Origin of the sequence: Sphingomonas sp. CBMAI 2297, from assembly GCF_029870595.1 — a bacterium.
Taxonomy (GTDB): Bacteria; Pseudomonadota; Alphaproteobacteria; order Sphingomonadales; family Sphingomonadaceae; genus Sphingomonas.
Window position 1 is genome coordinate 49,403 of sequence record NZ_JAPDIR010000016.1, and the last position, 13,499, is coordinate 62,901.

The window sequence follows — 13,499 nt, forward strand, 5'->3', positions numbered from 1 at the left end:
GAATTTGCAGCGAGACTATGCACCCATCATGAACCTGGCGCTCGAACTCGAGGGCACCGATCCCGGCGATCACGCACGGCGTGACGAGACCGAAGGCCGCTATCGGGCGGCGATCGGCAGCTTCGTCGAACAGCTGGTCGCGGAGCGGAGATCCGCCGATGCGGCGACGCGTGCGGTCAACGACGACCTGGACGAGATTTCCGCGCTCTCCGCCGCCGAGCTTCATTCGACCTACGACAGAATACGCTACGATCTGTTGAACCAGATCGAGGAGGTGGCAGGTCCATCGCCCTGGCAGCGCGCCGCCCAGAAGCGCCTGGTAGGCCTTGGCGGCGTGGTGCTCGTGGTCCTTCTCGTCGCCGGCTATTTCGGCTTGCGTCAGTATAACCTGACTCCGGTGACGGCGCCGCTCGAGACCCGCGCCGGACTGGAGCAGCGGGCCAATGCGCTCGCCAAGGTGCTCCACTACGAGTCCTGGGCAAGCGGGCGACGCGGCATGATCAAGAACCTCCTGCTCTGGCCGTTCGAACCGCTCCCGGAAGAAGTGGCCGGTGCCCGCGAGCTTTCCAGCGTCGCGCTTACCGGCGCCGCCAAGCTGGTGGAGCTTCGCGAGGCATGCGGCCTGCAGCTCGGCAGCGGGGATCAGGCACTGACGCCGCAGGAATATGGCGTGCTGAACAAGGTTTCGGATCATCTGCGCAACAAGGCGTCGCAATGGCGCGACCCGCCGGTTCTGACCGTGCTCGATCCGATCCGGTCGAGCTATCCCTGCCCCGAGCCGGCCGCGCAAACGCGACATTGACCATGCACCTGCTCCCTCGCGTAACCTGCGCGAGGGAGCCTCGAAGGATCCGCCATGAAACCTCTCTTCGCAGCCCTCGCCCTCCTCGCCCCGCTCCCGGCACTTGCCCAGACCACGCCCACGCCCAGGCTGCCCCCGGCCAACCCGCTGCCCTATGAGGATGCCGAGGCCGCGGCCGTGATGACTCCGATCAACGCCATGTTCGCCGGCCTGGCCGCGCGGGACGGCGCCGCGGTCCTCGCCCAGACCCGGCCCGAGGGCGGCGCCACTGTCGCGATCGAGAAGCCCGACGGCAGCCGCGTCATCCGCCATCTCAGCTGGGCCGAGTTCGCCGCCGGGATCAAGCCGGGATCCGAGAAGCTCGAGGAGCGCAGCTCGCTGCCGGCGATCGAAGTGGACGGCGACATCGCCATGGTCTGGGCGCCCTATGTCTTCCTGATCGACGGCAAGGCCCATCATTGCGGGATCAACCATTTCGACCTGGTCCGCGAGAATGCGTCGTGGAAGGTGCTCAACGTCACCTGGTCGCAGCGCACCACCGGTTGCGCCGCGCGATGAGCCGCGACACGCTCTTCCTGCTCGAGCACGAATTCGCCGATCCCGCCCTTGGCGGCCAACGGGTCTTCTATTGCCGGGACTGCATGATCATCGAAGGCCTGCTCGCCACCTTCCCGGAGCGCGCCGCCGATATCGAAGTGGTCCGCGTCGCCTGGCCGCGCCCGCGCGCCGCGGTGGTGGCGGCGATCGGTGCGGAGAACCAGAATCTTCCCGCGCTCGCCTGGACGCGGGAGGACGGCAGCGCCGGCTTCGTCAACGAGATCGAGGCACTGCTCGCGGCCCTGGCCGAGCGGCACGGCTTTCCGGAGCGGCATCCGTGATTTCCGCTTCCCAGATAGGATTTCGCGTGTTTCCACCGGCAACGATGCAGCGCAGCCTTCGCCTCGCCATTCTCCGGTCTTCGCGGCCGGCGCTCGAGGCGGGGATTCGGAGGTTCCATAGCCTAAACTTCGTAAACTTCCGCGAGGCCGCCCGATGATCCAGTCCCTGCTCATCGCCAATCGCGGCGAGATCGCCTGCCGCATCATCCGTACCGCGCGCGCCATGGGCATCCGCACCGTCGCGGTCTATTCGGATGCCGACGCCAGGGCACTGCACGTGCGCCAGGCCGATGCGGCCGTGCATATCGGTGCCTCTCCCGCCCGCGAGAGCTATCTGGTCGGCGAAAGGATCATCGCCGCCGCGAAGCAGGCCGGTGCCGAGGCGATCCATCCCGGCTATGGCTTCCTTTCGGAGAATGCCGATTTCGCCGAGGCGGTGATCGCCGCCGGCCTGGTCTGGGTCGGCCCCCGGCCGGACAGCATCCGCGCCATGGGCCTGAAGGATGCCGCCAAGGCGCGGATGATCGCCGCCGGCGTGCCCGTCACTCCCGGCTATCTCGGCGAGGACCAGTCGCCCGATCGCTTGCAGGCGGAGGCGGACGCGATCGGCTATCCCGTGCTGATCAAGGCGGTGGCCGGCGGCGGCGGCAAGGGCATGCGCCTGGTCGAGGCGCCGGAGGGCTTTCCCGACGCGCTGGCCTCCTGCCAGCGCGAGGCCGCCAGTTCGTTCGGCGACGAGCGGGTGCTGCTCGAGAAATATATCCTCTCGCCCCGCCACATCGAAGTGCAGGTGTTCGGCGACACGCACGGCAATGTCGTCCACCTGTTCGAGCGCGACTGCTCGCTCCAGCGCCGCCACCAGAAGGTGATCGAGGAAGCCCCCGCGCCGGGCATGGACGAAGAGACGCGCGAGGCGATCTGCGCCGCGGCCGTCCGCGCCGCCAGGGCGGTCGACTATGTCGGCGCCGGCACGATCGAGTTCATCGCCGACGCCAGCGAAGGCCTGCGCGCCGACCGCATCTGGTTCATGGAAATGAACACCCGCCTCCAGGTCGAGCATCCGGTGACCGAGGAGATCACCGGCCAGGATCTGGTCGAATGGCAGCTGCGCGTGGCCTCGGGCGAGGAACTGCCCAGGCGGCAGGACGAGCTGGCGATCAGCGGCTGGGCCTTCGAAGCCCGGCTCTACGCCGAGGATCCCGCCACCTTCCTTCCCTCGACCGGCACGCTCGAACAGTGCCATTTCCCGGAGGATCATGTGCGCGTCGAGACCGGGTTCGAGCAGGGCTCGGTCATCTCGCCCTTCTACGATCCGATGATCGCCAAGATCATCACCAATGGCGACACGCGCGAAGACGCGCTTTCCCTGCTGGCCCAGAAGCTCGAGGGCGTCGCGGTCTGGCCGGTCAAGTCCAACGCCGCCTTCCTCCACCGCGCGGCGACGCACCCCGTCTTCCAGGACGGCGACGTGACGACGGCGTTCCTCGCCGACCATGCCGAGGACCTGATCCCGCCCGCCGAGCCGAGCCGCGAGATGCTGCGCCAGGCTGCGGTCCAGCTGGTCCACCAGTTCGAAGATCGCCAACGGGAGGGGTTGAACGGCTTCCGCCTCAACGCCGCTCCGAACATGACCGTGCGGATGACTGCCGCCGGCCAGGCCTATGCCGTGGCGGCACCGGATGATTTCGACGGCGACGTCTATACGTCCACCGCAGCCCCGGGCGTGGCGCTGGTCACCGAGAATGGACTGACCTTCGGCATCGCGCTCGCGCGCCACCAGGGCGGCGCGGCGGGCATTGCCGGCGACGGCGCGATCCTGGCCCCCATGCCGGGCCGAGTCACCGCCGTGGAGGTAGCGGCGGGCGACGCGGTCACCAGGGGCCAGCGCCTCGTCACGCTCGAGGCGATGAAGATGGAACATGGCCTCACCGCGCCGTTCGACGGCACGGTCGTGGAGCTCAACGCCGTCCAGGGCAGCCAGGTGAGCGAAGGCACGCTGCTGGTGAAAGTGGAACGGGCCGAATAACCCCCATCCGTCACCCTGAAACTGTTTCAGGGTCCAACTCTCCTCGAGCGATATCGCTTGTGGTGCTTTGGATGCTGAAACAGGTTCAGCATGACCAAGAAAGAGGCGGAACGAATGGCAGGCAGATATTTCGACGCGTGGCAGGTCGGCGACATGGTCGTCCACGAACTCCGCCGCACCGTGACGGAGACGGACAATCTCCTCTTCTCGACGATGACGCACAACACCCAGCCGCTCCACCTCGATGCCGAGGCGGCGCGGGCGAGCGAGTTCGGCCAGATCCTCGTCAACGGCACCTTCACCTTCAGCCTGATGGTGGGGATCACGGTGGGCGACACCACGGCGGGCACGCTGGTCGCCAATCTCGGCTATGACGCGCTGCGCATGCCGAAGCCCGTCTTCATCGGCGACACGTTGCGGGCGGAAAGCGAAGTGACCGAAGTCCGCCCCAGCAAGTCGCGCCCCGGCCAGGGCATCGTCACCTGGCGGCATCGCATGCGCAACCAGCGCGACGAGATCGTCTGCGAATGCCTGCGCTCCGCCCTGCTCAAGAGCCGGCCGGCGACGTGAAGGATCATGCCGACATCGTCGTGATCGGCGGCGGTGCGGCGGGTATCGGGGCGCTGCGCACCCTTGCCGATGCCGGCAGGGACGTGCTGCTGCTCGAGGCGCAGGACCGGCTCGGCGGGCGCGCTCATACGGTGCATGTCGCCGGGCTGCCGATCGACCTGGGCGCGGGCTGGCTCCATTCGGCGCCCAAGAACCCCTGGGTGGCGATCGCGGAGGCCAGCGGCTTCGCGGTCTATCGGGCGCCGCCGCTCTGGGACGAGCAGTGGCGCGAGCTTGGCCTCTCGCGAACCGAACAGGCCGGCCTATGGGAAGTGTTCGACGCCTGCATGGCGGCGATGGCCGATCCTCCGGCGAGCGACCGCGCCGCGGACCTGCTGCCGCCGGCGGGCGAATGGAACGCCGCGTTCGACGCGCTCTCGGGCTTCATCAACGGCGCGCCGATGCGCGAGATGTCGGTCGCCGACTGGCATGCCTATGACGAAGCCGCGATCGACACGGACTGGCGAGTCGAGCAGGGCTATGGCGCGCTGGTCGCCTCCCATGCCGCGGGGCTGCCCGTGGCGCTGGCGACGCCGGCGAGCGCGATCGACACCACCGGCAGGCGACTCCGCATCGCGACGCCCCGGGGCACGATCACCGCCGACGCCGCGATCATCACCGTCTCCACCAACGTCCTGGCGCGCGGTGCCCTGCGCGTGCCGGGCCATGACGCGATCTTCCACGCCGCGTCCGAGCTGCCGCTCGGCCTTGCCGACAAGCTGTTCTTCGCGCTGGAGGGCGGCGAGGAGATCGACGACAATGCCCATCTGCTCGGCAATCCGCGCAGCGCGTGCACCGGCAGCTACACGCTCCGGCCCTTTGGCCGCCCGCTCGTCGAGTGCATGTTCGGCGGCGAAGGGGCGCGGGCGATGGAGAAGGAAGGGCTGAACGGCGCCGCCGACTTCGCGATCGGCGAGCTATGCCATCTGCTCGGCAGCGACTGGCGCGGGAAGCTGCGCTTCATCGCCGGCTCGGCCTGGGGCCGCGAGACGCACATCCTCGGCAGCTACAGCCACGCCGTGCCCGGCCGGCACGGCGCCCGCGCGGTGCTGCGCACTCCGGTGGACCCGCGCATCCGCTTCGCCGGCGAAGCGTGCTGCGACGGCGAATTCTCCACCGTGCACGGCGCCTATAGCAGCGGCGTCGCGGCGGCGAAGGCGTTGCTGCCCTAGGCGGCGGCCTTGTTCGCGGGTTCGGGACTGGAGAATTCCATCTCCTGGTCGATCCCGCCGAACTTGAGGGCCATCACGTCACGGGCATAATTCTGGTTGAGCCGCCACGGCTTGCGCGTGCCCTGGCGGGGAAGCTTGTCCGCCGCGCGCTGGACATAGCCGGACGTGAAGTCGAGGAACGGCGCCTCCTCGACCGGCGCGGCCATGCGGGGCGTCACTTGCCGCATGCGGCGCTTGCGCATCGCGTTGAGCAGGCGCGTGACATAGTTGGCGGTAAGGTCGCTCTTCAGCGTCCAGCTGGCGTTGGTATAGCCGAAGGAGATCGCGAAATTGGGCACGTCGGAGAACATCATGCCCTTGTAGGTCATTGCCCTGGCGGGCTCGAAGGCCTTGCCGTCCACCCGGATCGGCATGCCACTGAACAGCTGGATCTCGAGCCCCGTCGCCGTGACGACCAGGTCCGCGTCCAGCGTCCTGCCCGAGCCGAGCGCCAACCCGGTCTCGGTGAACCGCTCGATCGTGTCGGTCACCACTTCGGCCCTGCCCTCGCGCAGCGCAGCGAACAGGTCGGCATCGGGCACCAGGCAGACGCGCTGGTCCCAGGGATTGTAGCGGGGGGTGAAATGCGTGGCGACGTCATAGTCCGGCCCCAGCTCGTCCCGGGCCATCTGGACGATCCGCTCGCGGGTCTTTTCGGGGTTCTTGCGGGCGAGGCGGAAGAAGAATTGCTGGAGCAGCACGTTCTTCCAGCGCGTGAGGCCATAGGCGGTCATCGACGGCATCCAGCCGCGCATCCAGTTGGCGAGCTTGTCCTGGGAAGGCCGCGAGACGATGTAGGTGGGCGAGCGCTGGAGCATGGTGACGTGCGCCGCCTGCTTGGCGAGCTCCGGCACCAGCGTCACCGCCGTCGCGCCGCTGCCGATCACCACGACGCGCTTGTCCTTATAGTCGATGTCGTCGGTCCAGAATTGCGGATGGACGATCCGCCCCTTGAAGTCGGCCGTCCCGGCGAAATCGGGGGTATGGCCGCGCGCATAGTTGTAATAGCCGGTGCACAGGAACAGGAAGGCGCAGGTGAAGCTCGCTTCCTCCCCGCCCCGCTCGGCGGTGACGGTCCACAGCGCGTCTTCCGTCGACCAGCTCGCTCCGGTCACCCGAGTCGAATAGCGGATATGCTCGTCGATCCCATAGTCCCGGGCCGCTTCCTCCAGATAGTTGAGGATCGATGGGCCATCGGCGATCGCCTTGCTCGCGGTCCAGGGGCGGAAGGAGAAGCCGAGCGTGAACATGTCCGAGTCCGACCGGATGCCCGGATAGCGGAACAGGTCCCAGGTGCCGCCCAGCCGCTCGCGGCCCTCGAGCACCACATAGCTGCGGTCCGGGCTGTTCGCCTGGAGATGATATGCCGCACCCACGCCGGAAATACCGGCTCCCACGATCACCACGTCGAAATGCTCGGCCACGCGCCTCTCCCGCCGATCTGTTTACACCACTGTAAGCAGGGAAATCGACAGGCTCAATAATCCCGCGAATATTTGAGGCTGACGCTCGAGCCGCCAAAGGAGCCCGCCTGGGAGAGCAGGCTCAGCGTGCGGCTGAGCGATATCTCGATCTGGGTGGCGGTGAAGCCCCGCGCATCGGTGATGATCTCCACATAGATGTCGTTGGTCAGATATTTGCCCGCCGCCAGCGCCGTGCCGCGGCCGGTCGCGTCGTCGGCGCCCAGGATGCGCAGCCGGTCGATGCCGGTCGCCGATTTGAGCTGGCCGAGCGGATTGAGCCCGCCGCCGGTGCCGCTCAGCGACTGGAGGGCCGCGGCGAGCTGGATCGCCTCGGTGGCGGAAAGGTTGGTCACATTAGTGCCGAAGAACAGGCGCGAGAGCACTTCCTCCTGCGGCAGCGCCGGCGTGGAGCTGAACGCGATCTGCGGCTGCTGCGCGGTGCCCGAGACGGTGAGGATCGCCGTGATGCCCTCCGCGGTGGTATTCGCCTGAATGTCCACCGAGGGGTTGGTGAGCGCGGAGCCCTGGAAGCGGATGGTGCCGCGCGAGATGTCGAAGCGGCGGCTGGCGAAGCTGTAGGTGCCGCGCACGATTTCCATCGTGCCGCGAATGTCGGGCGCCAGCGTGGTGCCGCGCACCGTGATCTGCGTGCGCCATTCCGATTCCAGGCCCATGCCGGTGACGAACAGCCGGTTGTCGGCATCGATGCGCAGGTTGAGGTCGAAATCGCCGAACGAGCGGCGGATCACGGGCGCCGGCCCCTGGTCCTCGCCGGTCGGGCTCTTGCGGCGCACGCCGGTGAGCTCGGGCACTTCGGCGGCGCCCTGGCGGATGATCTGGTAATGCGCCTCCGGGATCGTCAGCCGCCCCTCGATCCGCGAGACCTCGGGATTCTTGGTGATGCTGATCTTGCCCGTCGCCGTCGCCCCCAATGCGTCGCTGCGCGCCAGGCGGGCATTGTTGAGGTCCGCGGTGATCGCGATCGGATAGCCGTTGGCCGAGGACAGGCTGACCCTCCCCTGCGCGGCCACCGTGCCGTCCCCCGCCTTGGCGGTGAGCGAATTGAGGATGAACTCGTCGTTCGAAAAGGTGCCGTCCACCTGCATCGCGGTGAGTCGGGTGCCGAAATTCTCATTCTCGTAATGGAGGTTGGTCGCCCGGACGACGCCAGTGAGCCGGGGCTCCTCGACCTTGCCCGAGAAATCCGCCGCGATGCCGATCGGCCCGTCGAGCTGCTGGCCCGAAAGCCCCGCCAGCGAGAAGGGCACCGCCGCCGGCCCATTGTAGCGGATGCCGCCCGACAGCGGGGCGGCAAGCATGCGTTCGGTCCACGGCCCGGCCTCCGGGCCGAGCGGGCTCAGCGTCGCCACCACGCGGCCGATCGTGGCGTTGCCGCGCCGGATCAGCGCCCGCGCGTCGCCGCCATCGGGCAGCAGCTTGCCGACGAAGCTCACCTGCACCGGCGTCGAGAGGCTGGCCAGGCTGGCGCGGGTGAAATCGGCGATCTCGAGCCGCGCATCGGCACTGGGGAAGGCCTCGAACGAGGTCTGGGCGAAATCAAGGCTGCCCGTCGCGGTGCCGCCGATGCCGAGATCGGGGACGAAGGCGTTGACCACCGCCAGGTCCAGGCTGTCGAGGCGCGCCTGCAGCACCATGCCCTTGCCATAGCTGCCCGCCACCCGCGCGCTGCCCTTGTCGAAATCGACCTTGGTGGGAAGCAGGTGATAGATGCCCTCGCGGATCGCGACATGCGCCGGCTGGGCGGTGCGGAACTGCACGCCGCTCCCCTGCCCCTGCACCGCCACCAGCCAGGCGTCGGGCGCGAGCCGGGCATTGGCGGCGACCTGGAACGGCACCCCCGTGGAGCCATTGGCGAAGAGCTGGGCCGTGCCGTTGCCGCCGGCATAGGCGATCTTCGCCCGGGCGGTCTTGAGCACGAAATTGCCCTGGCGCAGGTTCGCGACCTGCACATCGCCATGGATCTCCGGCGTATCGGCCAGCACCACGCTGCCGTCGATCAGCGCGCGGCCGATGGTCAGCCCCGCGGCGCCCGGGATCTTCGCGTTGGCGGCGGTCGCCTTCACATCGGCGCGCTGCAGCTTGCCTTGCGCCGATAGCGTCGCCCGGCCCGTCACGCCCGACCCGTTGAACGCCAGTTCGCCTGCGAACGGCCCGGCCGCGGTCTGCTCGACCTTGCCGGAGACGTCCATGCCGGCGAAACGGCCCGAATTGACGTCGATCGCCAGGCGATTGCCGGTGCGCACCAGGACATCGGCGTCGAACGGCCCATAATCGGTATTGCCATTCGCCACGACCGCCCAGGCATCGCCGCGCCCGCGGATGCGCGCCTCGAGATCCACCAGTCCGATGCCCAGCCCGGGCTTCGGCGCCTTGAGCAAGATCGCGGGCGCGTTCAGCGTGCCGGTCACGCGCGCGGTGAGCGGGCCATATTGATCGGAAACCGCATCGGCATCGATCAGGATCGGTCCGGCGGGATCATAGCGGCCCGAGCCGCGCAGGACGCGGAACTGCGGCGCCTTCATCTTCACCTCGCTGATGCTGATCACCCCCTTGGGATCGAGCACCAGGCGCGCCGACGCGACGGCGTTGCCGCCCAGGAATTCCCGTGCGCCGTCGCTGAAGATCTTCCGGGACTGGCCCGCGATGTGGCCGCGTATGCCCCAGCCGCCGCCGGGGGCGGCGAACAGCTCGGCATCGGTCTTGAGGTCAACCACCCCCACCCCGTCGATCCGATAGTCGTTCACCCGCCCCTTGAGCGCGCCGGTATAGCGCCCGCGGCCGATATCGGCGGCGACGATCGCAGTCGCATCGATCTTGTCGGAACGGATGCGGAGATTGTCGGAGAGCAGCTGCTGGCCCGAGATCGCAAGGTCGCCGCTGACGGTCAGGTTGGTGACCAGCCCCCCAGCCGCCGCGTTGAGGCCGGAGACGCGCGCCGCCCGCGCCCGGATCGGCACCAGGATGCGCTTCGCGTCCACCCGCGCCCGCCCCTCGGCATAGAGCTTCTCGGCAACCGTCTCGCCAAAGCCGAGCGCGCCCGCGGCAAGCTTGTAGTCGACCACCGGCCGATCGAACGCGCCGTCCAGCGCCAGCGAGGCGTGCACCCCGCGCCCGACCAGGTTCGGCGCGATCGCCCCGGCCTTGAGCAGGATCGCATCGACCCTGAGGTCGTGGAACCGGTTATGGCCGAGATCGACCGTGCCGACCGCCTCTACCGACAGCGCGGCGGAGCGCAGCTTGACCACGCCGTCGGCGGCACGATCCGCCCATTTCGCGTCGAGGTCGAGATCGAGCCGCGGCGCCGCCAGCCGCTCGACCGGCCCCTTCATCCACACCCCGGGGTGCAGCGGCCCGCGCAGCTGGAAGCGGCCATTGGTCGCGATCAGGTCGAGATCGGCCAGCGCCGCGCCGCCCAGCGTGCCCCGGGCCTTGCCCTGCCAGCGCGCCCAATCCCCCTTGCCCGCCACCGTGAAGCCAAGCGGTGCCTCCAGCCCGGCCAGCCCGGCGACCAGCCCCCTGGCCGGCGCGTCGAGCTTCAAGTCGATATCCAGCCGGTTCTTCGCGGGCGTCGCGTCGAGCGTGAGCGCCAGCCTGTCGCCCCCCGGCACGCCGCGCGCGGCGATCGTGCCGCCGTCGAGCACGATCTGCGCGCGCCCGTCCGCGAGATGGGCCTTGCCGGCCAGCCGGCCGAGATAGCGCGCGCGGCCGTCCACTTCCCGGGCGATGTCGATCCGGGCGACGTCGAGCCTGCCCACGTCGATGGCGAGATCGGGCAGCAGCGGCGCGTTGGGATCGCCCGAGGGCTGGAGCGCCGGCAGCCGCAGCAGCTTCACTTCCGGGCTGACCAGGCTGCGCACGTCCACCCGGTTGCCCAGATAGGCGAGCGGCCGCCAGTCCATCCTGATCTCGCGCGAGCTGGCGAACACGCCCTTGGTGTCGCGCACCTGCACGTTGCGCAGGATCATCGCGCCGTAGAGCGAGCCGTCGATCCGGCCGATGCGGAAATTGAGGCCCGATTCCAGGGTGATCCCGGCGATCTGGTCGGCGACGAAGCGGCGGCCCGGCTGGGTGTCGAGCCCCAGCACCAGCGCACCGATCGCCAGCGCCAGGCCGGCCAGCACGATCCCCGCCCATTTCGCCGCGCGCTGCCACAGGGGCCGGCGGGCCGCCCCGGCCTCGCGCGCGGGCTCCGGCGCGGAAATCTCTTCCGCCATCAGAAGGCCTGCCCGATCGAGATGTAGAGCGAGACCTTGGATTCGCCCGGCTTGCGGTTGATCGGCGTCGCCACATCGACGCGGATCGGGCCGAAATTGGTGTAGAGCCGCCCGCCGATGCCCGCGCCGAAGCGGATGTTCTTGCCCGTCGGGTAGATGCCCTCATAGACTTGGCCGGCATCGATGAAGGGCACGATGCCGTAATTGCCGAAGCGATAGCGTGCCTCGATCGCGAATTCGTTGAAGCTGCGCCCGCCCACCGGCTTGCCGTCGGGCGAGCGGGGCCCGAGCTCCTGATAGCCGAAGCCCCGCACCGATCCGCCGCCGCCCGCATAATAGCGGCGCGACGGCGGCAGGTCGTCGCGCTCGATGCCCATGATCGATCCGGCGCGCGCCCGCGCGGCGATCACGATGCTGCTGGAGACCGGCTGGTAATAGGTGCCCTCGAGCATGAAGCGCGCATAGGGCCGGGCGGCGCCGCGCACCGACGTCTCCGGGCTGGCATTGGCCTTGATCCGGAAGCCGCGCGTCGGGTTCAGCAGATTGTCGGATCGGTCATAGCCCAGGAACAACGGCGCCGCCGCGATCAGCCAGGTGCCGCGATCGCGCCGGTTGCTGGCATAGTTCCAGCGGTCCTCGTTCGCGGCGACCAGCTCGGCACCGTAGAAATAGATCCAGCGCTTCTGCCAGATCGGCGTCGAATCGCGCGAGAAGCGGAACGAGAGCGTGCCGGTATAGCTCTCATAGGCGTCGTAATCCTGGTGGTTGAGCGCGGCGGCGATCTGGAAGGTCTTGTCGCGCTGCCCGGCGTTCGAGCGGCGGAAGGTGGTGCTGAGCCCCTGTTCCTGCGTGCCGAGCACGCCCGCGACGATCAGCGCCCCTTCGGGCGGGAACAGGTTGCGATGCGTCCAGCTGCCGGTGAGCCGGATGCCCTGGCCGGTGGAATAGCCCAGCTCCGCCGCCAGCGTGCGCGGGCGGCCGGGATTCTGGCGGACGAGCAGGTCGACCACTTCGGTGCCGTCCGGCCCCGCCTCGCCCGTGCGCACCGGCTCGACCGAGACGGTCGAGAACAGGCTGGTCGCGATCATCGCCTCGCGCAGATCGTCGACGGCGCGGACATCGTAGAGCGCGCCCGGCTTGTAGCGGCGCAGCACCCGGATGTGATCGGCATCGAACGCCGGCTGGCGCACGCGGCGCCGGCGTTCCTGCCGCCGCTCGCTGCGGCTCGCGCCCGCGCCCCGCCGCGCGCCGGAATCGCCCCCAACCTCGGTACGGATATCGCCGAACACCGCGCGGGGCCCCAGCTCGATCGGCAGCGTATAGTCGCCGATATGGGTTTCCTCGTCGAGCAGGATGTCACGCTGGCCGACCTTGACGAAGGGATAGCCCTGTTGCGGCAGCCGCAGCGCGACGTTCGCCTCGGCGCCCTGCACGCGCTCAGCCTCGATCGGATCGCCGGGATTGAGGTTGAGCTCGCGCAGTAGCAGCCCGGGCGGCACGGTGGGATCGCTCGCCACCTTCACGTCGCCCAGGCGATACAGCGGGCCGGCCGTGGCGCTGATCGTCGCGCGCACGGTGCCCGGCGTCTGCGGGTTCTGGTCCACGGTCGAGACCGCGGTGGCATCGTAATAGCCACGCGACTGGAGCAGGCGGATCGCGAGGCGCTCGTCCTCCCGCGCGCGCGCCGCGACCATCGCGGTGTTCGCCGCGCGCCCGCCGCCATTTTCCAGCGCCGAGAGATTCTCGAACAGGCCCGCGAGCCCGACCGCCGAGAGCCCCTCCTCGTGCGTGGTGTAGCGGATCGTCACCGATTTCTTGTCGGCGACCTTGTCCTCCACCGGCGGCTCGACCTTGAACTCGGCGAGGGGCGGCAGCGGCCGCGCGAATTCGGGATCCTCGGCCGGCGCCGCCGCGAAGCTCTCCTCGGCCTGTTGCCGCACTTGCTGCGCAGCCTGGCCCTGGGTGACGGGCGCCGGCATGGGCGTGGGTGTGCCGGTAGGCGACGGCATCGCCTCCAGCGGCGCGTTGATATCGCCCTCGATCTTCGGCATCGCCGCCTCGAACTGGGCATCGGGAACGATCGGGCTCTCGTCGACCGGCGCCACCCGCACCGTGCCGTCCTGCGCGGGCGCTGGAGCCGCGGCAGGCGCGGGCGCGGGTCCCGAAGGCGGCGCGCCCTGCCCCGGCTTGGGATCCGAGACCTGCGCATGCGCAAGGCCCGGCACGCATGCCGTGCCGGCGAGCGCCGCCAGCCAAATCCGCTTCACCCCTCTAC

At 69.2% G+C, this 13,499-nt stretch carries 9 protein-coding genes; 6 read left to right on the forward strand and 3 right to left on the reverse strand.

Annotated elements, in window-relative coordinates:
• Positions 1-4 precede the first annotated feature (4 nt).
• The 6 genes from OMP43_RS18855 to OMP43_RS18880 all read left to right on the forward strand — a co-directional run bounded on the left by OMP43_RS18855 (position 5) and on the right by OMP43_RS18880 (position 5,487).
• Positions 5-802, forward strand: coding sequence for a hypothetical protein (locus OMP43_RS18855; RefSeq protein WP_280281084.1), 798 nt, complete (start codon positions 5-7; stop codon positions 800-802).
• Between the two features lie 54 nt (positions 803-856).
• On the forward strand, positions 857-1,360 hold the full coding sequence (locus OMP43_RS18860; RefSeq protein WP_280281085.1) for a hypothetical protein: 504 nt from the start codon (positions 857-859) through the stop codon (positions 1,358-1,360).
• Positions 1,357-1,680: a DUF3088 family protein gene (locus OMP43_RS18865; RefSeq protein ID WP_280281086.1), complete on the forward strand. Its 324-nt coding sequence runs from the start codon at positions 1,357-1,359 to the stop codon at positions 1,678-1,680. The genes OMP43_RS18860 and OMP43_RS18865 overlap by 4 nt, the downstream gene beginning before the upstream one ends.
• Positions 1,681-1,834: 154 nt before the next feature.
• Complete coding sequence (locus tag OMP43_RS18870; protein WP_280281087.1) at positions 1,835-3,706, forward strand: biotin carboxylase N-terminal domain-containing protein; 1,872 nt, start codon at positions 1,835-1,837, stop codon at positions 3,704-3,706.
• 114 nt (positions 3,707-3,820) lie between these two features.
• Complete coding sequence (locus OMP43_RS18875) at positions 3,821-4,276, forward strand: MaoC family dehydratase (protein ID WP_280281088.1); 456 nt, start codon at positions 3,821-3,823, stop codon at positions 4,274-4,276.
• Positions 4,234-5,487 carry an NAD(P)/FAD-dependent oxidoreductase gene (locus OMP43_RS18880; RefSeq protein ID WP_280281089.1) on the forward strand — a complete coding sequence of 418 codons (1,254 nt, stop codon included), beginning with the start codon at positions 4,234-4,236 and terminating at the stop codon, positions 5,485-5,487. The genes OMP43_RS18875 and OMP43_RS18880 overlap by 43 nt, the downstream gene beginning before the upstream one ends.
• Here OMP43_RS18880 and OMP43_RS18885 read toward each other — a convergent pair.
• The 3 genes from OMP43_RS18885 to OMP43_RS18895 are packed head-to-tail and all read right to left on the reverse strand — an operon-like array spanning position 5,484 to position 13,491.
• On the reverse strand, positions 5,484-6,950 hold the full coding sequence (locus OMP43_RS18885) for an NAD(P)/FAD-dependent oxidoreductase (protein ID WP_280281090.1): 1,467 nt from the start codon (positions 6,948-6,950) through the stop codon (positions 5,484-5,486). The genes OMP43_RS18880 and OMP43_RS18885 overlap by 4 nt on opposite strands.
• 53 nt (positions 6,951-7,003) lie before the next feature.
• A complete protein-coding gene (locus OMP43_RS18890) occupies positions 7,004-11,224 on the reverse strand; it encodes a translocation/assembly module TamB domain-containing protein (protein WP_280281091.1) in 4,221 nt (1,406 codons plus the stop codon).
• Positions 11,224-13,491 (reverse strand): BamA/TamA family outer membrane protein, encoded by a 2,268-nt coding sequence (locus tag OMP43_RS18895; protein ID WP_280281092.1) that lies wholly within the window; start codon positions 13,489-13,491, stop codon positions 11,224-11,226. The genes OMP43_RS18890 and OMP43_RS18895 overlap by 1 nt, the downstream gene beginning before the upstream one ends.
• Positions 13,492-13,499 lie beyond the last annotated feature (8 nt).